Origin of the sequence: Bradyrhizobium centrosematis (genome assembly GCF_045571495.1) — a bacterium.
Classification (GTDB): domain Bacteria; phylum Pseudomonadota; class Alphaproteobacteria; order Rhizobiales; family Xanthobacteraceae; genus Bradyrhizobium; species Bradyrhizobium centrosematis.
The window spans coordinates 6,051,787-6,071,410 of sequence record NZ_CP120703.1 but is presented as its reverse complement, the minus strand read 5'-3'; the positions used below and the strand labels follow the sequence as shown (position 1 = coordinate 6,071,410).

The 19,624-nt window shown below is 60.3% G+C and carries 17 protein-coding genes; 12 read left to right on the top strand and 5 right to left on the bottom strand.

Going from position 1 to position 19,624, the window contains the following annotated elements; translation table 11 throughout:
• Positions 1 to 8 precede the first annotated feature (8 nt).
• The 7 genes from P6U31_RS28930 to P6U31_RS28900 all read left to right on the top strand — a co-directional run bounded on the left by P6U31_RS28930 (position 9) and on the right by P6U31_RS28900 (position 9,764).
• Positions 9 to 881, top strand: a complete 873-nt coding sequence (locus P6U31_RS28930) for a LysR family transcriptional regulator (protein ID WP_407185146.1) — start codon at positions 9 to 11, stop codon at positions 879 to 881.
• A 77-nt stretch (positions 882 to 958) separates the two neighbouring features.
• On the top strand, positions 959 to 3,634 hold the full coding sequence (mdeB, locus tag P6U31_RS28925) for an alpha-ketoglutarate dehydrogenase (RefSeq protein WP_407185145.1): 2,676 nt from the start codon (positions 959 to 961) through the stop codon (positions 3,632 to 3,634).
• A gap of 56 nt (positions 3,635 to 3,690) precedes the next feature.
• Entirely contained in the window at positions 3,691 to 4,968 is a 1,278-nt protein-coding gene (locus P6U31_RS28920; RefSeq protein ID WP_407185144.1) for a 2-oxo acid dehydrogenase subunit E2, read from the top strand.
• A 9-nt stretch (positions 4,969 to 4,977) separates the two neighbouring features.
• Positions 4,978 to 6,705, top strand: a complete 1,728-nt coding sequence (gene lpdA / locus P6U31_RS28915) for a dihydrolipoyl dehydrogenase (RefSeq protein ID WP_407185143.1) — start codon at positions 4,978 to 4,980, stop codon at positions 6,703 to 6,705.
• Between the two features lie 228 nt (positions 6,706 to 6,933).
• Positions 6,934 to 7,710, top strand: coding sequence for an aldolase (locus P6U31_RS28910; RefSeq protein ID WP_407185142.1), 777 nt, complete (start codon positions 6,934 to 6,936; stop codon positions 7,708 to 7,710).
• A 105-nt stretch (positions 7,711 to 7,815) separates the two neighbouring features.
• The gene (locus tag P6U31_RS28905; RefSeq protein ID WP_407185141.1) at positions 7,816 to 9,162 is read left to right on the top strand and encodes an MFS transporter; all 1,347 of its coding nucleotides are present in this window, start codon (positions 7,816 to 7,818) and stop codon (positions 9,160 to 9,162) included.
• Positions 9,159 to 9,764, top strand: coding sequence for a 2-hydroxychromene-2-carboxylate isomerase (locus P6U31_RS28900; protein WP_407185140.1), 606 nt, complete (start codon positions 9,159 to 9,161; stop codon positions 9,762 to 9,764). The genes P6U31_RS28905 and P6U31_RS28900 overlap by 4 nt, the downstream gene beginning before the upstream one ends.
• 224 nt (positions 9,765 to 9,988) lie before the next feature.
• On the opposite strand, the gene P6U31_RS28895 is transcribed toward P6U31_RS28900, so the two are convergent.
• The 5 genes from P6U31_RS28895 to P6U31_RS28875 are packed head-to-tail and all read right to left on the bottom strand — an operon-like array spanning position 9,989 to position 14,148.
• Positions 9,989 to 10,474, bottom strand: a complete 486-nt coding sequence (locus P6U31_RS28895; protein WP_407185139.1) for an ester cyclase — start codon at positions 10,472 to 10,474, stop codon at positions 9,989 to 9,991.
• Between the two features lie 3 nt (positions 10,475 to 10,477).
• On the bottom strand, positions 10,478 to 11,983 hold the full coding sequence (locus P6U31_RS28890) for a tripartite tricarboxylate transporter permease (protein ID WP_407185138.1): 1,506 nt from the start codon (positions 11,981 to 11,983) through the stop codon (positions 10,478 to 10,480).
• 12 nt (positions 11,984 to 11,995) lie between these two features.
• Positions 11,996 to 12,457 carry a tripartite tricarboxylate transporter TctB family protein gene (locus tag P6U31_RS28885; RefSeq protein WP_407185137.1) on the bottom strand — a complete coding sequence of 154 codons (462 nt, stop codon included), beginning with the start codon at positions 12,455 to 12,457 and terminating at the stop codon, positions 11,996 to 11,998.
• Between the two features lie 20 nt (positions 12,458 to 12,477).
• Positions 12,478 to 13,461, bottom strand: coding sequence for an MDR family oxidoreductase (locus tag P6U31_RS28880; protein WP_407185136.1), 984 nt, complete (start codon positions 13,459 to 13,461; stop codon positions 12,478 to 12,480).
• Positions 13,462 to 13,476: 15 nt separating this feature from the next.
• Positions 13,477 to 14,148, bottom strand: coding sequence for a TetR/AcrR family transcriptional regulator (locus tag P6U31_RS28875; RefSeq protein WP_407185135.1), 672 nt, complete (start codon positions 14,146 to 14,148; stop codon positions 13,477 to 13,479).
• Positions 14,149 to 14,415: 267 nt separating this feature from the next.
• On the opposite strand from P6U31_RS28875, the gene P6U31_RS28870 reads away from it, so the two are divergent.
• The 5 genes from P6U31_RS28870 to P6U31_RS28850 all read left to right on the top strand — a co-directional run bounded on the left by P6U31_RS28870 (position 14,416) and on the right by P6U31_RS28850 (position 19,614).
• Complete coding sequence (locus P6U31_RS28870) at positions 14,416 to 15,405, top strand: Bug family tripartite tricarboxylate transporter substrate binding protein (protein WP_407185134.1); 990 nt, start codon at positions 14,416 to 14,418, stop codon at positions 15,403 to 15,405.
• 24 nt (positions 15,406 to 15,429) lie between these two features.
• The gene (locus P6U31_RS28865; RefSeq protein ID WP_407185133.1) at positions 15,430 to 16,602 is read left to right on the top strand and encodes an acyl-CoA dehydrogenase family protein; all 1,173 of its coding nucleotides are present in this window, start codon (positions 15,430 to 15,432) and stop codon (positions 16,600 to 16,602) included.
• Between the two features lie 65 nt (positions 16,603 to 16,667).
• Complete coding sequence (locus P6U31_RS28860; RefSeq protein ID WP_407185132.1) at positions 16,668 to 17,291, top strand: 3-oxoacid CoA-transferase subunit A; 624 nt, start codon at positions 16,668 to 16,670, stop codon at positions 17,289 to 17,291.
• Entirely contained in the window at positions 17,291 to 17,971 is a 681-nt protein-coding gene (locus tag P6U31_RS28855; RefSeq protein ID WP_407189966.1) for a 3-oxoacid CoA-transferase subunit B, read from the top strand. The genes P6U31_RS28860 and P6U31_RS28855 overlap by 1 nt, the downstream gene beginning before the upstream one ends.
• Positions 17,968 to 19,614 (top strand): thiamine pyrophosphate-dependent enzyme, encoded by a 1,647-nt coding sequence (locus P6U31_RS28850; RefSeq protein ID WP_407185131.1) that lies wholly within the window; start codon positions 17,968 to 17,970, stop codon positions 19,612 to 19,614. Before P6U31_RS28855 ends, P6U31_RS28850 begins: the two co-directional genes overlap by 4 nt.
• Positions 19,615 to 19,624: the final 10 nt, after the last annotated feature.

The following is a 19,624-nucleotide window of genomic DNA, read 5'->3' as shown; positions in this document are numbered from 1 at the left end:
TATCGGATATGGAAAATGCCGACCGCCAACTACGATACTTTGTGAAGATTGCGGAGCTAAAGTCCTTGTCGCGCGCGGCCGATTCTCTCGATCTCACGCAGTCAGGCATTAGTCGCCAGCTTGCTTCGCTCGAAGCATATGTCGGCAAACCGTTATTTTCTCGCACCGGAAGAGGGGTTGAGCTGACGAGAGCCGGCGATAAGTTATTCGACATCGCAAAAGCCGCCTACGCAAACATAGATGATGCGCTCGAATCCGTGCGTGACAAAGAAGGCGTGACGCAGGGACACATTAGGATCGCCGTCATCCACACTCTGAGTTACTACTTCATGTCCGATGTCGTTGCCGAATTCATGGTGCAGAGGGAGAGCGTCAATCTTTCACTGATTAGCCGGAGTTCGCCGGAGGTTGTGGCGTTGGTCGAGAGCGGTAAGGCCGACATTGGTTTCGTCTACGATTCAGCGGTCGATTCCGCGCAACTTCGGGCAACTCCGCTGTTCGAAGACGAGATGTGCGTCATCGCACGCAAGGACAGCCTATGGCCGGACGAAATCGATCTCACGACGTCGCGACATAAGCTGGTGGGATTTCCGCCTCACTACGCCTTGCGAAAGATGCTGCAGAGCGGCGGCCTTACTCCAGAATTTGTTGCTGAGGCAGATACGATCGATGCGATGCTGAAGCTGGTCTCTTCGGGCATCGGCGCTTGTGTGCTGCCAACTCGAATTCCAGGCAGGCTACTCGTCGATTATGGCCTTAAGAAGCTTAGGATCGTTCGACCGACGTTGCGTCGCCGAGTCGTTGCAATCGTGCGCGACCACAAGCATTGCCCTCCGCTGGCACAGGAAGTGGTGAAGATCGCGCTCGCAAAGGTGCGATAGCGCCCCACCATTTGTGCTGCAGCACCAGCTGAATGGCGATTGAGCCATGCCTAACTCGTCGATTTAGGGAGACTAATGTGAATTCCTCCGCCAACAAAGAGCTTCTAACCTCGAGCATCGACGTTGATCCGATCGAGACAGACGATTGGCTGCGGTCGCTGGAGTCAGTCGCACGTCAAAATGACGGTCGGAGAGCGCGCTTTCTGCTCAATGCGCTTGATCGCCGCGCCAAAGAAATCGGCATTGTCGAGGATAGTCTTCCCTATTCACCTTACCGGAACACAATCGAGCTGGAGAAACAGCCGCCGTTCCCAGGTGATCTGGCGATGGAGGAGCGCATCACCTCGATCATTCGCTGGAACGCACTGGCGATGGTTGTGCGCGCGAACCGCGCTTATGGCGAACTCGGTGGACATGTAGCTAGCTATGCGTCCGCCGCTGAAATCTTCGAGCTGGGCTTTAATCACTTCTTTCGTGCGCCTGGGGAGGCGGATGGTGGTGATCTCGTCTTCTTCCAGCCCCATTCGGCTCCTGGCGTCTATGCCCGCGCCTTTCTCGAGGGACGGTTGAACGAAGACAGCCTCGCGCACTACCGGCAGGAGCTGTCGGGCAATGGCCTGTGTTCCTATCCGCATCCCTGGCTGATGCCAGAGTTCTGGCAATTCCCCACGGGGTCGATGGGGATCGGCCCAATCAGCGCGATCTATCAGGCGCGCTTCATGCGTTACATGCGTAATCGAAAGTTGCACGACACCGACGGCCAGCATGTCTGGGGAGTATTTGGCGATGGTGAGATGGATGAGCCGGAATCTGTCGCGGCACTATCGTTGGCTGCGCGGGAGAATCTCGACAATCTGACGTTCATCGTAAACTGCAACTTGCAACGGCTCGATGGGCCTGTGCGAGGGAACGGTCAAATCATTCAGGAACTGGAGAGTCTCTTCAGGGGAGCGGGCTGGAACGTCATCAAGGTGCTGTGGGGCTCCGAATGGGATCCGATCTTTGCCCGCGACACCTCGCACAGCTTGTTGCGACGATTTGCGGAGACGACCGACGGCAAGTACCAGACGCTCGGCGCCAAGGACGGCGCCTATAACCTTGCGCATTTCTTCGACGGAGATCCGGAGGTGCGCAAGCTCGTCGCACATTTGTCCGACAAGGATATCGACCTGCTCAAGCGGGGCGGTCACGATTTCCGCAAGCTCTACGCGGCGTTCCTTGCGGCGAGGAACACCAAGGGGCGTCCTACAGTCATTCTTGCAAAGACAAAAAAGGGCTACGGCATGGGCGGGGCAGGCGAGTCCCGCATGACCGCGCATCAGGCCAAGAAGCTCGATGTCGACGCGCTGCTCGCGTTTCGGGACAAGTTCTCGCTACCACTAACCAACGCGCAAGTCGAAAACCTCGAGTTCTATCGCCCCGCCGAAGGGTCGGCGGAGCTGGAATATCTGCATGCGCGCCGCCGCGCTTTGGGCGGCTACCTGCCGGCGCGTCGCAGAGGCGCGCAGCCTGTATCCGTGCCAGGCTTGGCGAGCTACGGCGAGTTTGCACTCAAGGCCGATGGCAAGGAGATGTCGACCACCGTCGCGATGGTGCGACTGTTCAGCAATCTACTGAAGAGCAAGGACTTCGGCTCGAAGATCGTCCCGATCGTCGCCGACGAGGCCCGCACCTTCGGCATGGACAATCTCTTTCGCCAGGTCGGCATCTATTCCCCGGTCGGTCAGCTCTATGAGCCGGAGGATGCCGGTTCGATGCTCTACTACAAGGAAGCCGTCGACGGGCAGCTCCTGGAGGAGGGGATTACCGAGGCTGGAGCGATCTCGTCCTGGGTGGCGGCCGCGACGTCCTACAGCGTTCACGGCAAGCCAATGCTGCCGTTTTACATCTATTATTCGATGTTCGGCTTCCAGCGCATCGGCGACCTGATCTGGGCGGCGGCCGACCAGCGTGCGCGTGGCTTCCTCATCGGAGCCACCGCTGGAAGGACCACGCTCGGCGGTGAGGGCCTGCAGCACCAGGATGGCAGCAGTCATCTGGTGGCGGCGACGGTACCGAACTGCAGGGCCTACGACCCTGCCTACGCTTACGAAGTGGCGACGATTGTCGATCATGGTGCCCGACAAATGATGGAGCAGGGCGCCGACGAGTTCTTCTACATCACAGCCATGAACGAGAGCTATGCTCAACCGTCCATGCCGAAGGACGTCACCGAAGGCATCATCAAGGGCCTGTATTCACTGATGGGACCACAGGCCGGTCGCGCCAGTGTGCGGCTGCTTGGATCGGGGGCGATCCTTCCTGAAGTTGTGGCCGCGGCTGGGCTGCTCTTGACCGACTGGGGCATCGAAGCGGAGGTGCTAAGCGCAACTAGCTTCAGTGAACTAGCCCGCGACGCCCGAGAGATCGAGCGGCGCCGCATGCTCAGCGGCGACACGGAAGCACTCAGCCACGTCGAGCGCCTGCTCCCGGGCGATGCTCCGATCGTGGCAGCGACTGACTATGTTCGTGCCTATCCTCAATTGATCGCCTCCTATGTCGGAGGTCCGTTCGTCGCCCTCGGCACCGACGGCTTCGGCCGAAGCGATACACGGTCGGCTCTGCGAGCCTTTTTCGAGGTCGACCGCAAGCATGTCGTCCTTGCCGCTCTGTATACCTTGGCGCGCAAAGGCAAGATTGCACAGGACATAGTCGCAAGCGCGGCCAGGAAGTATGGGCTTGGAACTGTTTCAACGGCTCCTTGGCTTTGCTGACGGCCAGCAGCAGCCAATTCGCGACAACAGTGACCGGATTTACTGGAGAACTCCCTTTGGCTTCATTTCAAACCGTCGAGTTGCCTTCCATCGGCGACTACAAGGACGTCCCGGTCGTCGGGATATTGGTTAAGCCGGGCGACGTCGTTCGTCTCGACGAACCGTTGCTCGTACTCGAATCCGACAAGGCGACGATGGAAGTGCCGTCTCCCTATGCTGGCCGGATTATCGAACTGAAGGTCGAGATTGGCCACAACGTCTCCGAGGGCGTGCCGATCGCCGTCATCGAGGTTACGGACTCGGCTTCGGTTTCGACAGCGGCTGCAGCCAAAGCTGAGGTCTCGGTCCCGGCCTCCACGCCCACACTCCCGGTAGCTGTACCTTCTCGACAGGTTCCCGCCTCGACCTCCGAGCAGGGCGACGGCGGTGAAGATAGCGCCGGCGCGCATGCCACGCCGTCGATCAGAGCATTCGCGCGGGAACTCGGAGTCAACCTTGTCGACGTAAAGGCGAGCGGGCCAAAGGGCAGGGTCTTGCGCGAGGATGTGCTTGCCTTTGTCAAATCCCGAATGGCTGCGTCCGCGCATGCGGGCGCGACCGGATTCTCGCTTCCGCCCGCGCCATCCTACGATTTTGGGAAGTATGGGCAGGTGGAGCGGATTCCGCTTTCACGCATCCAACGCATCTCCGGCACCGCGCTGCACCGGAATTGGCTGACCATCCCTCATGTCACCAATTTCGACAACGCCGATGTCACTGAACTCGAAGCCTTCCGTCTAGCGATCAACGCGGAAAAGCGCGAACCGTTGGTGAAGCTCACTATGGTCGCATTCCTCATTAAAGCCGCGGCAATCGCTTTGGCTGCGCATCCGCGCTTCAATGCCTCGCTCGAAGGCGAAGCAGTTATCCAGAAGAAATACGTCCATATTGGCTTTGCGGTCGATACGCCTAACGGCCTGCTAGTGCCCGTCGTCCGTGACTGCGATCGCAAGGGGCTTCTGGATATCAGCGCCGAAATGGCCGCGTTGTCGGAGAAAGCCAGGCAAGGAAAGCTGCAGCCCCGCGAAATGGAAGGCGGCTGCTTCTCAATCTCGTCTTTGGGCGGAATCGGCGGATCAGGTTTCACCCCGATCATCAATGCTCCAGAGGTGGCCATTCTTGGTGCAGCTCGCTCACAGATGGAGCCGCGCTGGGATGGAAACGCCTTTCAGCCTCGCCTGATCATGCCTCTCAGCTTGTCCTGGGACCACCGCGTGGTCGACGGCGTCGCTGCAGCCCGATTCCTCGGTTCTATAGCGGTGGTCCTGAGCGATCTGCGCCGTGCAATGCTCTAAGGAAACGCCATGGCCAAGATTGAACTGACCGTTCCCGACATCGGAGATTTCCACGACGTTCCGGTCGCCGAAATCTTCGTCCAGATTGGGGACAACATCAGCATCGAGCAACCGGTAGCGTCGATCGAGAGCGACAAGGCGACGATGGATATTCCGTCTCCCGTGACCGGGAAAATCGTGTCCCTGAACATCTCGGTTGGCGACCGCGTGTCGACTGGTAGCCTGCTTGGCCTGATCGAAACCGATGCCGCGGATGCGCCAGGCAGGGTGCACAGCGAAAGCGCGGCCATCAATTCGGTTCCAGAGGTACCCTCCAGATCGACGGTCGCACCATCGAGCGGTGACTTCGATCTCGTTGTCATCGGAGGCGGGCCGGGCGGGTACTCTGCGGCTTTCAGGGCGGCCGACCTTGGTCTAAAGGTTGCGCTGGTCGAAACCAGAGCGCAGCTCGGCGGCGTCTGCCTGAACGTTGGCTGCATCCCCTCGAAGGCCTTGCTGCATGTTGCAGCGGTCAAGGAAGAGGCGAGCCGCCTCGCCAAACATGGCGTCACGTTTAGCCCGCCGCAGATTGATCTCAGTGCGCTCCGTGACTTCAAGAACTCAACCGTGAAGAGGCTCACCGACGGGCTCGATTTCATGGCGAAGATGAGGAAAGTACAGCGCTTTTCGGGAATCGGAAGATTCACAGGTCCGAACCTGGTGGAAGTAGCGCGATCGAGCGGCGGAACGCTAACCCTGCAGTTCAAGTCGTGCATCATTGCGGCAGGTTCTTCGCCGATCGCGTTGTCACACTTGCCTGACGACCCGCGGATTGTCGACTCGACTGGCGCGCTGGAACTACCGTTTATCCCGGACCGGATGTTGATTGTTGGCGGTGGTATCATTGGTCTCGAGATGGCCACCGTGTACAGCGCGCTCGGAGCCCAGGTCGATGTCGTCGAACAGGCGGATCTCATTCTGAACGGTGTCGATCGCGACCTTGTAGCAATCTGGATGAAACATAATGCCGGGCGATTCGGCCGCATCATGACTGGGACGCGCCTGGAGGCGATTTCCGCCACGACAAACAAGCTGACGGCTCGCTTCAGTGGTCAAAGCGCTGCCAGCGAATATGACCTCGTTCTCCAAGCGGCCGGCCGGCGACCAAATGGTGCAAGCCTGTCGCTCGAGGCCGCCGGTCTGACCGCAAACAACGGCTTCATTAGGGTAGATCGGCAGATGCGGACAGACGTCGCGCATATCTTTGCGATCGGCGATATCGTCGGTCAACCCATGCTGGCGCACAAGGCGGTGCACGAGGCGCACGTGGCTGCGGAGGTTGCTGCTGGGCACAAGGCAGCATTCGACGCGGCGGTCATTCCGTCCGTAGCCTATCTCGACCCGGAGATCGCCTGGGTCGGGGTGACGGAGGAGTTGGCGAAGGCCAGTGGCCTAGCAATCGAAGTCGCCAAGTTTCCATGGAGCGCCTCTGGTCGGGCCATCGCCAATTCCGCCGATTTTGGGATGACAAAGTTGATCTTTGCAAAGGAAACCGGCCGAATTGTCGGCGGCGCCATCATAGGCCCGAGCGCAGGTGATATGATTGGAGAAATCTGCTTGGCGATCGAGATGGGGGCTGATGCCGTCGATATCGGTCGAACGATACACCCACATCCAACGCTTGGCGAAAGCATCGGGATGGCAGCAGAGATCGCAAAGGGGGTCTGTACCGACATGCCGCCAAAGGCGCGCGTTTAGCATTGAGGCTATTGCGGGGGACAAGATCGAGAGCCGGCAGGCAGACGTCGACCCGTCTTGTCCTCGCGATCGAGCGCGGCCACATGTGAGCTGGATCAGCTCAGGCTCAATGCCAAGCAACTCATCTCAGATATGACGCGCGGTTCATGGCACGCTTGCCTCTCCTGCGACATGCTCTCCTCTTGATGCGGGATCATCGGGCTTCCCGCGAAATGCAGGAGAAGAGAGATGAAGGCGGAGCTGCGGGCAAAGGAATACTTCGACGACCGCGCCACCCGGGAAATGGCTGAGCATCTCAAGGGTGCGAAGCGCAGCGACAAGGAGACGTTGTCGTACGCGTGCCGGATCTTGGCCATGACCGGTCAGGAAGCGGGGCTCGCGGGCCAGATCAGCTTTCGCTCCGAACGCCCTAATGCCTACTGGACATTGCGGTTTGGTTTGGGCTTCGACGAGGCAACCCCGGACGACTTCATCGAGGTCGACCGGGATCTCAATACGCTCACCGGCGCAGGCATGGCGAACCCGGCCACGCGCTTTCATCTCTGGGTCTACGACGCAAGACCCGATGTAAAGTCGTTGATCCATACACACTCGCCGTGGGCATCGGCGCTGGCCGCGGCGCGTCAACCGCTGGTAATCGCGCAGATGGATATGACGCCGTTGCACGATGACTGTGCGTTTCTTGGCGAGTGGCCTGGTGTTCCGATCGCCGACCAGGAAGGCGTTCTCATCTCGGAAGCGCTCGGTGGAAAGCGCGCGATCATCCTGGCTCATCACGGCTACCTCACCGCCGGCGCGTCGATCGAAGAGGCGACATATCTGTCGGTCTACCTCGAGCGCGCCGCCCGGATGCAGATTCGCGCACAGGCGTTCGGTCCGCTGACGCCTGTCGATGATGCCCTTGCGAAGGAAGCGCACGACTATCTCCTGAAGCCGTCCATCGTCAACGCGACCTTTGACTACTGGTGCCGGCAAACCCATTCGGCCGGTCTGGCCGCGAAGTAGCCAGCCGCCGAAGCGACCTCCTTGCGTGAGTCTTGGTAATCAACGGAAGGGGCCTGTCCAGCGGGCCCCTCGCTGTCAAAAATGAAAATTGGAGAGGGGACGACCATGAAATCTGCCGAACAGGCGGGGCGCCGTCGCTATGTGATCGCCGGTCTCGCCAGCATGATGGGAACGACGATCGAGTGGTATGATTTCTTCCTGTACGGAACAGCGGCCGCACTCATCTTCAATAAGATCTTCTTTCCGAGCTTCGATCCCGTTGCAGGGACGATGGCCGCATTTGCGACCTACTCGGTCGGGTTCTTCGCGCGACCTCTAGGGGGGATCGTCTTCGGTCATTTCGGTGACCGGATTGGGCGGAAATCAATGCTGCTCATCACATTGATGTTGATGGGCATACCGACGATGGTTATCGGCACCATCCCTTCCTACGAGAGTATCGGTTACTGGGCTGCCGTGTTGCTGGTGGCTATGCGATTTCTTCAGGGCGTAGCTGTTGGCGGGGAGTGGGGTGGCGCGGTCTTGATGGCGGTCGAACACGCTCCCGATGACAAGAAGGGCTTGTTCGGCAGCCTGCCGCAAGCTGGTGTGGCTCCTGGTCTCATTCTGTCGTCCTTGGCCATGAGCATGGTGGCGACTCTTCCCGAGAAGGACATGCTGAGTTGGGGGTGGCGCCTGCCGTTTCTTGCTAGCGTGGTTCTACTAGCTGTCGGCTGGTTCATTCGGGTCAACGTTGCCGAATCCCCCGATTTCGAAAGAGTGAAGGACAAGGGCGACCACGTTAAGGTCCCGATCGCAGAGGTGTGCCGAAGTTATCCGCGGGAGGTGTTACTGGCGATCGGCGCGCGGTTCGCGGAGGCGACCTGGTTTTATACTGTTTCGAGCTTTTCGCTCGCCTACGCGGTAGGTACGCTGAGCATCCCACGAACAGCGATCCTAGATGCAACGATCTGGGGCGCCGCTGTCGTACTGTTTACTATGCCGCTGTTTGGATTGCTCGGCGATCGTATCGGCCACAAGCACGTCTTCATGATTGGCACGGTCGGTATCGTGATCGCGGCCCCGATCTTCTTCAACCTCCTAGGCAGCAAGGAGGCATTCTGGATCAACGTCGCGATGATCATGGCCATCGGGCTCGTCTATGGCTGCCTGTATGCGCCGGAAGGCTCGTTGTTCTCCTCGCAGTTCCCACCGGAAGTCCGCTACACCGGCATATCCCTAGCGGTGCAGGTCTCCGGGGCGCTCGGAGGTGGCCTTGCTCCAATTGTTGCGACTTGGCTTTTGGCGCGAAATGGGGGGGATCCACAGTACGTCGTGTGGTATCTCACGGCGCTTGCGGCTATCGCCCTCCTGTGCGCGTGGCGTATGCGTGCTGCGGCAGTTTTTGTTGCCCAGGAGCCGGCAGGCAAGACGAGCGCAGCTTCTAACGTTTCCGCGAGCGTGGCATCATGAACAAGATCGATTACTATTTTTGGATGAACTCGGACTGGGCCTATCTCGGTGCAGACCGACTCGAGCAAATTGCGACCAAATATCAGTTGAAGATCCGCTACATGCCGGTCGATCTTCCCGACGTTTACCGACGGACGGGCGGACAATTGTTGAGCAATCGGGCGCCCGAACGCCAGGCCTATCGGATCGTCGAACTGAAGCGTTGGTGCAAAAAGCTCGGCATCCACGTCAATTCAACGCCGAAGTTTATGTGTCCGAATGCCGACGCGGCGTCGCGGATCGTGATCGCCGCAGATCGCATGGAGCTTGCCGTCGTGCCGCTCTACAAGGCCATCCTGCGTGCGGAATGGTGCGAGGAACGCGACATCTCCGACCTCGCCGAGCTACGGCGCATTCTGATCGCGGAGCGACTCGACGCGGACCGGCTGCTGGCGGCTGCCGATGCTCCCGAGATCGAAGGGATCTATCGACGATTCACGGACGAAGCCGTAATCGCTGGCGTATTCGGCTCGCCATCCTACGTTTTCAACGGTGAGCTGTTTTGGGGGCAGGACCGGCTCGACATGCTCGAGGATGCAATCAAGAGCGTAGCTAGGCGGTGACGATATCGGCCAAACGCCGAGCGTAGCAGGATAGTTGTCATTCACTGTTTCGGCCCCCTCCCGGGCCGGACCACGGGGCCTTTCTTAAGTGCCCTTGAGACTTGCCCGGCACATGATTGGCCGGGCATTTTTTCGAAATCATTCCGGACACGATGGCATCCGGTCTATGGCTTTTGAATCTTAAGAGCCCGCGTTGGAGCCAAGAAGGCCGGCTCTAACCTGTTCTAAGTCGCAAATTCGTGTGTGTCGGTCGCGCTGGAATCAAGCTGACCGAGTAGACCATGGATATCGCCCAAGACCCACAGGTCGGAAACCTTGCCCCCGCGGAAAGTGAATATGGGGGCGCCGAACCACCAGACATGACGTCCCGTGGGAGCACGCCCGAACATTGGCTTGCGGTGAATGCCGTGAAACCGGAGCTTGCCCGAAACGCGATTGCCTTCCTCGAGCAGCATGAGAATGTCGGACGTGTACCGGTCGAGCGAGCTGGTTACCCATCCAACATAGTCGGCGAATTGTGCGTGGCCAACCAGCACCGGGCCGAGCGAGCCGCGGAAGGTGAAATCTGCATGGAAGATGTCGGGGATCAGGGTGAGATCAGCGTGATCCCACATATCCTTGTAGAACTTGCGGACCAGTTCCTTTTGTGGTGTGAGCTTGTTTGGATCGAGCTCCATCGAAGGTTCTAGTCCGGCAGGCGCGGCGATCATGGTCTAGTCCTCTTCCACGAAAGCTTCCTCGCGGGTCTTGCGGAACGAAGGCAAAAGCACGAGCAGTAGCGCGATCAGAGAGATGATTAGCATCGTTACGCTGATAGGGCTCTTCACGAAAACCAGAGGGTCGCCGCGCGACAGGGTCAGAGATCTCCTCAAGTTCTCCTCCATCATCGGGCCGAGGATGAAGCCGAGCAGCATGGGCGCGGGTTCGCATTTGAGCTTGGCGAACACGTAGCCGAGCAGGCCGAAGATGGCCATGAGATAGACGTCGAAAGAGGTATTGTTCAGGCTGAACACGCCGATGGCGCAGAAAACCATGATACCTGGAAACAGGACGTGGTAGGGAATCGTCAGCATTTTCGCCCACATGCCGACGAGCGGCAGATTAAGCAGGATGAGGAAGAAGTTTCCGATCCACATCGAGGCGATGACACCCCAGAACAAGGCGGGCTGCTGCGTCATGACCGCGGGCCCGGGCTGAATGCCTTGAATGATCAGAGCGCCGATCATTAGAGCCATCACCGGGTTTGAAGGAATCCCGAGCGTAAGCATCGGAATGAAGGAGGTCTGCGCGCCGGCATTGTTGGCTGATTCCGGTGCCGCCACCCCCTCGATCGCGCCCTTGCCGAATTCCGACGGCCGCCGCGAAATCTTCTTTTCGACGGAGTAGGCGGCAAAGGAAGAGAGCATGGCTCCCCCGCCGGGCAGAATGCCGAGCGCCGAACCCAGGGCAGTCCCGCGCAGGATCGGCCCGACGATTCGTCGCCAGTCTTCGCGGTTTGGCATCAGATTCGTGACCTTGCTGACAAAGACGGAGCGATCACTTTCATTCTCGAGATTGCGGATGATCTCGCCGACGCCGAACATACCCATGGCGACGGTGACGAAACCGATCCCGTCGGCGAGCTCGGGGATACCGAAGGTAAAGCGCTGCACGGCCGAGTTCGCATCAGTCCCGACGACGCCAAGCAAGAGGCCGAACACGATCATGCCGAATGCCCGCAGCAGCGATCCATGTGCGAGCACGACCGAGGCACTCAAGCCCAGTACCATCAGGGAGAAGTATTCCGGCGGCCCGAACTTCAGGGCGATCTGTGCCAACGGCGGAGCCGCGAGAGCAAGGAGGAGGGTGGAAACGGTACCGGCGAAGAAGGAGCCGATCGCGGCGGTGGCGAGCGCGACACCAGCGCGGCCATTTCGGGCCATCGCGTAACCATCCAGAGCCGTGATGACAGAGGACGATTCTCCGGGCAGGTTGATCAGGATCGCTGTCGTTGAACCGCCATACTGGGCACCATAGTAGATGCCTGAGAGCATGATGAGTGCTGAGACCGGTGGCAAGCCGAATGTCGCCGGCAGCAACATCGCGATCGTGGCGACCGGTCCAAGCCCGGGTAGCACGCCGATCAAAGTTCCCAGGAAGACGCCGATCAGGCAGTAGCCAAGATTAAGAAATGTTCCGGCCGTCTGAAAACCGAGCAGAAGGTTGGAGAGAATATCCATCGCGCCAGCCCCCTAGTCGATAAACCATGATCCGACCATCGGCATAGGCACGCCGAGGCCGTAGACGAATACCAGCGCACAGAAGACCGAAAGTACGGCGGCCATGATCAGCCCCTGCTTCCATGTAAACTTCACGCTGGCATAAGCGCTGACGAGGGTGATCGTGGACACTGCGACGACGATGCCTGCCCGCTCGATGAGAGCGCCGAAGAGGAGCGAGCCAAGGGTGACAACGAGCGAGCCCTTGACTGAGAATCCCCCGATCTTGTCGCCTGCGACGGCGAAAGACCGCAGCAGTGCGATCAAGCCGATCGCTGCCAACGCGACCGAAAGTACAACCGGAAAGAAACTCGGTCCCATGCGCAGGGGAGAGCCGAAATCGTAATTGCGGCCAATCCAGAGAAATGCTGAGGCGACCGCGACAAACAGGAGGCCCGACCAGAAGTCGGCCGGATTTCGAACACTCAAACGCATCGGTGGCCTCCCCTTCGTGTTTACTTGTTGACGTCGACGACGGTACGGCCGCGCACTTGGCCACTCATGAGTTGACCGGCGGAAGCCACAACTTCGTCTAGTCCGATATCGTGCGCGGTCTGCTCGAGATCCGACGCAGTCAACAGCGAGGCGAGGCGGTCCCAGGCCTCTACGCGTTCGGCCTTCGGCCGCGTCACGCTGTTGATCCCGAACAACGCGACTCCACGAAGGATGAATGGCGCGACGCTGGCGTGCAGATCGAGCCCTTGCGCCATGCCGCAGGCCGCGACAGCGCCGTCAGCCTTGGTGCTGGCGCAGACGTTGGCCAGTGTATGGCTGCCGACCGAATCGACGGCGGCGATCCACCGCTCCTTCTGCAGAGCCTTGCCAGGCTCCGACAGCGAGGCCCGGTCGATTATTTCAGCGGCTCCGAGAGCCTCAAGATAAGGCCGCTCTTCTGGCCGACCGGTCGATGCGACGACACGGAAGCCGAGCTTCTTGAGCAGCATGATCGCGATGCTGCCAACCCCTCCGCCGGCACCAGTCACCAGCACGTCGCCACTGCCGGGGCGGACGCCGTGCCTTTCGAGCGCCATGATGCAAAGCATCGCTGTATAACCGGCGGTGCCGATGATCATTGCGCGGCGCGACGGCATCGAGGCCGGCAACTTGATCAGCCAGTCGCCCTTCACCTTCGCCTGTTGCGCCAGCCCGCCCCAGTGCTGCTCGCCGACACCCCAGCCGTTCAGAACCACGCGGTCCCCAGGAGCGAATGCGGGGTCGGAGCTCGACCTCACCACGCCGGCGAAATCGATGCCCGGCACCATGGGGAAAGACCTTACGACCGGTCCCTTGCCGGTAATCGCAAGGCCGTCCTTGTAGTTCAGCGTGCTGTATTCGACATCAACCACGACGTCGCCTTCGGGGAGCCGGCTCTCGGGGAGCTCGGCTACTTTGGCCCGGTATCCCTGTTCGTCCTTTTCGATCAGTACAGCTCTAAACACCTGAGATACTCCCCTCTAAGCCTTGTTCTTCCGGCCAGGCCGCGATTGTTCCGGACGCGGCAAGCCGGCCATGAATCCTGCAATGAATGTGTCAAGCGGTGCGCCATTCTTGACGAGACGTGCGCGCATTACGGCGCCTTCCCAGCCAATCCAAAAGAACTCGGCCAGGGCTTCACAGTCCGCGGACACCTCGATCTCACCAGCGTCGCGCGCGAGCTCCAGGCAGCGCGCCACCTTGCGCTGCCAGCCCCGCACGATCCCGTTCAGGTCGGCGCGGTAGCTATCAGGGAGCGCCTCGACCTCCTGGCTCAGATTTCCGACCAGGCAGCCGCGCGTGTATTGGTACTTCGCCATTCCCGCCTTAGCGTCTTCGACGAAGGCACGCATCCGCTCGGAGGGCGCCAGTCTGTCATTGGTCAGGGCCCGATCGAGCTTTCGGCAGAAGAATGCGTCGTAGGCCTTCATGACTTCTCGGCCGAAGTCCGCCTTGCTGGCAAAGTAGTGATAGAACGAGCCTTTCGGCACCGTCGCCCGGCGCAACAGCGCATCGAGGCCAGTTGCCGCGAACCCTTGTTCCGTGAGCACTTCCATGCCGCAGCGTATGAGGACGTCGCGCGTCGCGGCGAAGCCGAGATCGCGCCGTTCAGTGCCCGCAATTCTCCGGGGAGCGTCGTGGTTCTTCGTCATGTGTCCCTACTAGACCGATCGTCTAGAAACACAGTCAACCTCGACTGACAACAGAAAAGCCGCAGAAAACACGCTAAAACGTCCTTGCAGTGCAGCAATGTGCCGAACATTTAAGGGAATGATGGTAGAATCAGCAGAGATTGCTTCAGAATTGTGCTTCCGCCTTGCAGGCGTATCGGCGAGTGTTATACAAGCCATTTCGGTTTCGTACTTGACACAATGTGTCCTTTGCTTCGATTGTGAGCCCATCTTTTGAGAGGGTGATCCATGATCCAGTTCTCCAGAAAATCCCTGTTGCTTGCCGCCGTCGCTCTGTGCCTCGGCTTCGCCGCCGCGCCGTCAGTGGCGGCCGACGTTTATCCGTCGAAGCCAATCAAGCTCATCGTCGGCTTTCCGCCCGGCGGTCCCACCGACATCATCGGTCGTGTGATCGGACAGCAGCTATCGAAGGAGTTGGGGCAACCCGTCGTGATCGAGAACAACGGTGGTGCAGCCGGTCTCATTGGTGCGAACAACGTCGCCAAGGCAAAGCCGGACGGATATACGCTGCTGGTCTCAGTTGAATCGTCGAATACGCGGGCTCTCGCGCTCAATCCATCCGTCCCATACGACCAGGAGAAGAGCTTCACCTACATCCGCAAGGTCGCGAAGCAGCGCAATCTTGTCGTGGTCAATCCGAGCCTTCCGGTCTCGTCCGTCTCGGAGCTCATTGCTTATCTGAAAGCGCATCCCGGCGAAGTGAACTTCGGCGGCACCTTTGGCGCGACGTCGCATATTGCTGGCACGCTGTTCGACAAGGCTAACGGCACCAAGATGACCTTCATCAATTACTCCGGCGGCGGTCAACCGATCGTTGATACCATTGCGAACGTCGTCCAGGTCGGTTTCTTCACTGAAGCGACGGTCGCGCAGCACATCAAGGCCAAAACACTCAAGGCAATTGCAGTTGCATCCAGCGAACGGTCGCCGGCTTTCCCGGATCTGCCGACCGTGGAGCAGGGCGGTGCCAAGCCGCTCGACGTGTCGCCGTGGTTCGGTATCGCAGGGCCGGCAAAGCTGCCTCCAGATGTCGTCGCCAAGATTGGCGCGGCGTTGGACAAGACTGCCGACGACAAGGAATTTCTGGCGCAGCTCGAGACCCTTGGCGCGTTTCCGATTCATGGCTCTACAACTGAAAGCGTTACAGGCGATATCGGGCGCGAAGTCGCGTTCTGGAACGATTGGGCCAAGGAAATGGGCAGCCTGCTTGCGCGCTAACTGCGGGATCTGATCGGAGCATCGATGCCGGACTTCTATCATCAGTACGACGAGCTTCTCTCCAGCGATGAGAGGCGTCATGTCGATGAAACGCGCGAGTTCTGTGCAGGCGCGTTCTCCGACGCCGTTCTTGCGGCACACCTTGCAGGTGAGGCGCTACCCGCAAGATGGATTGCGGCGTGGGCCGCAACCGGCAAGCTGGGTCTACAAGCGAAGCGGGACCATGGCGGCTTCGAGGCGTCCTACTTGTGCAAGATCCGCGTTGCTCAGGAGATGGCGCGCCATGGGTTTGCGGCGGCATTCTGCTTGAACCATCACCAGGGCGGAGTGACTCGCCTGTCGCAGACGGGCACGTCGGCGCAGATTGAGGAGTTGCTGCCGTCCGCGTTGCAGGGCGAGATGCTTTTGACCACCGCCATGAGCGAGCCCGGCGGCGGCAGCGACGTGTCCGCCCTGACCACGACGGCGACACCGGTCGCGGGTGGTTGGTCGCTGAACGGGACCAAAGCCTGGCTTACCAACGGCATGATGGTCGGCGGCCTCATTGCGCTCGCACGCGTGCCGGATGGCGCCGGCAACGCTGACATCGCAAGCTTCTATGTGCCGCTGGGCGAGGCGGCGACCGTCCGCCGGCAAGAGATCATCGTTCCCGGCGCGCGTTCGTTCCGCCTTGCTGAGATTACCTTCAGTGACCACTTCGTGCCGGAGTGGGGCCTGATCGCCTCGCCTGGTGCAGCGCTCAAGGCCTCGATGACCTCCGTCAATGCCGCCCGCGTGCATGTTGGCGCTATGGCCATCTCGACGCTTCATGCGGCGCTTTGCGAGGCTGTGTCTTATTGCGAAGGGCGCCACGCGTTCGGAAAGCCGCTCGTCGCCCATCAAGGCCTGCGATGGGAGCTCGCGGAGGTATCCATTCGGCTCGAAGCCGCGAACGCGCTGGTGTTTCGCGCCGCCGAGCAGATCCAGGTAGGTGGAAATCCGGTAGCCCTCGCGGCACAGGCCAAGAAGTTTGCCGTCGATACCTCCATCTGGGGAATCGACCAGTGCATGCGGGTCGTAGGTGCGACCGGAGCAAGCGCGACGCATCGCCTCAACATGCATCTCGCGGAGGTTCGCATGGCGGCCTATGCCGACGGCACGAATGAGATGCTGCTCGATCGGATCGGACGGGGGCTTCCCTCCGACTATCGCGGCTGAATGAAATCGGATTTTCGCGGAAGGAATAAATGCGCAACGTAATTGTCAGGGATGCCGGGGCGGCCGTGGAAGGCATCAAGGACGGGCACACCGTCATGGTTGGCGGCTTCGGCGGCGCAGGTCTGCCGAAAGGTGTGATCACGGCGGTGCTCGACAAGGGCGTTCGTGACCTCGTTGTTATTTCGAACAACGCGGGCTCGTCCGACGACGACCTGTCGCTCTGGTTCGGCGCCAAGATCGTCCGCAAGATCATCTGCTCCTATCCGCGGAGCGCGCAGCAATTCGCGGAGCAGTATCGTGCCGGCACGGTGGAGCTCGAGCTCGTTCCACAAGGCACGTTGGTTGAACGTATACGGGCCGGTGGCGCCGGCCTAGGGGGCTTTCTTTCGCCGGTAGGCGTCGGAACGGTGTTCGCCGATGGTAAGGAAAAGGTCACCGTGCAGGGCCGCGAGTTCCTTCTCGAGCTACCGCTGCGCGCGAACTTCACCTTCATCAAGGGGCATTTGGCCGATAGTCTCGGCAACATCACCTACAACAAGAGCGCACGTAACCATTGCGCGGTGATGGCTACTGCGGGCGATACCGTCGCGGTCGAGGTTGATCGCATCGTCGAAGTCGGCGAACTCGATCCGGAGACCATCGTCACGCCCTGCGTATTCGTTGATCGCGTTTTCACAAGGAGTCTGTGATGAAGCCGCTTTCCCGCGACGCACTTGCCCGCATGGTGGCGCTGCATCTTCCGAACGAGGGCTTCGTTAATCTCGGCATCGGTGCGCCGACGCAGGTCGCCGACTATCTGCCGTCGGGATCTGGCGTGATGCTTCATAGCGAGAATGGTGTTCTCAATGTCGGACCCAAGCCGCCAGAGGGGCAGGAGGATTGGGACCTGATCAATGCTGGAAAGATGCCGATCTCGCTCAAGCGGGGTGGATCGTATTTCGATTCCAGCCTTTCGTTTGCAATGATGCGCGGAGGTCATCTCGACGTTGCCGTTCTCGGTGCCTTCCAGGTCTCCCGGGAAGGCGATCTCGCCAATTGGACCACTGGCGATAACGGATCGCCGCCCGGCATCGGGGGCGCCATTGACCTTGCGGTCGGCGCGAAATCGATCTGGGTGATGATGGACCACACGACCAGGGATGGCCGCCCGCGGATTGTCGAGCGCTGTGGCTACCCGCTCACTGCGCGAAAAGTCGTTACGCGCATTTTCACCAATCTGGCGATTCTCGACGTGACCGACAACGGCCTCTCGGTAGATGCGCTGATCGAGGACATGACGGTCGCGGGGTTGCAGGCTCTTACCGAAGCACCGCTGTTGGCGCCCGCCGAGGTCCGCATAATCAAGCAGGATGGAACTGTCCTTGCATGACCTATCGTATTGCCGAGCTGATTGCGGATAGCCTCATCGCCCACGGTGTCGACCGTGCCTTCGGCGTTCCTGGCGAAAGCTTTTTGCCGCTGCTGGATGCGTTGCACGACAGGAGCCAAATCGACCTCGTGACTTGCCGTCATGAGGGCAGTGCGAGCCTTGCTGCCGTCGCCGATGCCAAGCTCACCGGTCGTGCTGGCCTGGTGTTGGCTAGTCGCGGGCCGGGCGCGTTCAATGCCGCGATAGGCCTGCATGTGGCGGAGCAGGAGGCGATTCCCCTGGTGATGCTGGTCGGTCAGGTGGACCGGCCCAACCTCGATCGCGATGCGGTGCAGGAGATCGACTGTGGCCGCTCGTTCGGAGGGCTTCTGAAATGGGCTGTTCGACTGAGCTCTGCGGCATTGGTGCCGGAGATGATGGCTCGCGCATTCGCGGTGGCGCAGTCCGGCACGCCCGGGCCGGTCGCCATCGAACTTCCCGAAGATCTTCTGGCTGATTCAGCGGAGGGCCTCCTCGTCAGAACGCACGGAGCCGTGCTGCCCGAGCCCGGTGCAGGGGCAATTGAGAAGGCCGGCGCGATGCTTGCCGCTGCGCAGACGCCAATTCTGCTCGTGGGCGGCGAGTGCCGGACAACGGCATTTCGGCAGGATCTGATCGCGTTGAGCGAAAAGTGGAACGTGCCGGTCGTCGCCACCGCCAAGATGCAAGACCAGTTTCCCAACGATCATGCTCTCTGGGCAGGCCAACTCGGCTTCTTCACTTCGCTCGCGCATGTAAAGCTGTTCGAGCGCGCTGATCTGATCGTTGCGCTCGGCAGTCGCCTCGGGGACCTTTCCTCGCTTGGATTTGCATTTCCTCGACAAGCCGCACCACGCCAGCCTCTCGTGCAGGTCTATCCCGACCCCGGCGCGATCGGGACACGCTTTCAAACCGATCTTGCGATCGTCTCCAGCGGGCACGCCTTCGTGCGTGCAATGCTTGCCGTGCCGGCCGCACCCCAGGAGCGGATCGGCTGGCGCCAGGAGATAGCCGCCGCACGGAGTGCGACGCATGGCTGGCCGCAATCAGGCGTGCCTTCGACGGACGTTTTCGGCCATGCTATCGCAGCGATCGCTTCCCACCTTCGGCCGGACGGAGTGGTCACGACGGACTCGGGCAATTTCGCGGCATGGGTCCACCGCATCTTCAGCCTTCAGCCGTCCGCGCGGCTGCTCGGTTCGGCATGCGGCGCGATGGGCAGCGGCGTTCCGTCCGGGCTCGCGGCAAGCCTCCGGTATCCCGACCGCCAGGTCGTTGCGTTCTGCGGAGACGGCGGTTTCCTGATGACAGGTAACGAGCTCGCAACGGCGGTTGCGCGAGGAGCCGATCTGAAGATCGTAATCTCAAACAACAGCTCGTATCGGACCATTCGTTCGCATCAGGAGAGAACGTTTCCGAATCGGCCGTACGGCACTGATTTGTCAAACCCCGATTTTGTGGCCTTGGCGCGTGCCTACGGGGCGGCGGGATACTGCATTTCCGGGGCGCAGGTTGTCGAGGCAACCGTGAAGGAAGCCATGTCGATGAAAGGGCCCGTCCTGATCGAGGTGAAGTCCGAAGTGCATCACTCTCCCGACAAATCGATCGCGGCAGCCTTACGCTGACCCGGAGCCG

Excerpts from the sequence above, each read along its gene's own strand:
- P6U31_RS28930 (WP_407185146.1), top strand. The coding sequence starts at position 9 with ATGGAAAATGCCGACCGCCAACTACGATACTTTGTGAAGATTGCGGAG.
- lpdA (WP_407185143.1), top strand. The coding sequence starts at position 4,978 with ATGGCCAAGATTGAACTGACCGTTCCCGACATCGGAGATTTCCACGAC.
- P6U31_RS28910 (WP_407185142.1), top strand. The coding sequence starts at position 6,934 with ATGAAGGCGGAGCTGCGGGCAAAGGAATACTTCGACGACCGCGCCACC.
- P6U31_RS28905 (WP_407185141.1), top strand. The coding sequence starts at position 7,816 with ATGAAATCTGCCGAACAGGCGGGGCGCCGTCGCTATGTGATCGCCGGT.
- P6U31_RS28900 (WP_407185140.1), top strand. The coding sequence starts at position 9,159 with ATGAACAAGATCGATTACTATTTTTGGATGAACTCGGACTGGGCCTAT.
- P6U31_RS28895 (WP_407185139.1), bottom strand. The coding sequence starts at position 10,474 with ATGATCGCCGCGCCTGCCGGACTAGAACCTTCGATGGAGCTCGATCCA.
- P6U31_RS28890 (WP_407185138.1), bottom strand. The coding sequence starts at position 11,983 with ATGGATATTCTCTCCAACCTTCTGCTCGGTTTTCAGACGGCCGGAACA.
- P6U31_RS28885 (WP_407185137.1), bottom strand. The coding sequence starts at position 12,457 with ATGCGTTTGAGTGTTCGAAATCCGGCCGACTTCTGGTCGGGCCTCCTG.
- P6U31_RS28875 (WP_407185135.1), bottom strand. The coding sequence starts at position 14,148 with ATGACGAAGAACCACGACGCTCCCCGGAGAATTGCGGGCACTGAACGG.
- P6U31_RS28870 (WP_407185134.1), top strand. The coding sequence starts at position 14,416 with ATGATCCAGTTCTCCAGAAAATCCCTGTTGCTTGCCGCCGTCGCTCTG.
- P6U31_RS28865 (WP_407185133.1), top strand. The coding sequence starts at position 15,430 with ATGCCGGACTTCTATCATCAGTACGACGAGCTTCTCTCCAGCGATGAG.
- P6U31_RS28855 (WP_407189966.1), top strand. The coding sequence starts at position 17,291 with ATGAAGCCGCTTTCCCGCGACGCACTTGCCCGCATGGTGGCGCTGCAT.
- P6U31_RS28850 (WP_407185131.1), top strand. The coding sequence starts at position 17,968 with ATGACCTATCGTATTGCCGAGCTGATTGCGGATAGCCTCATCGCCCAC.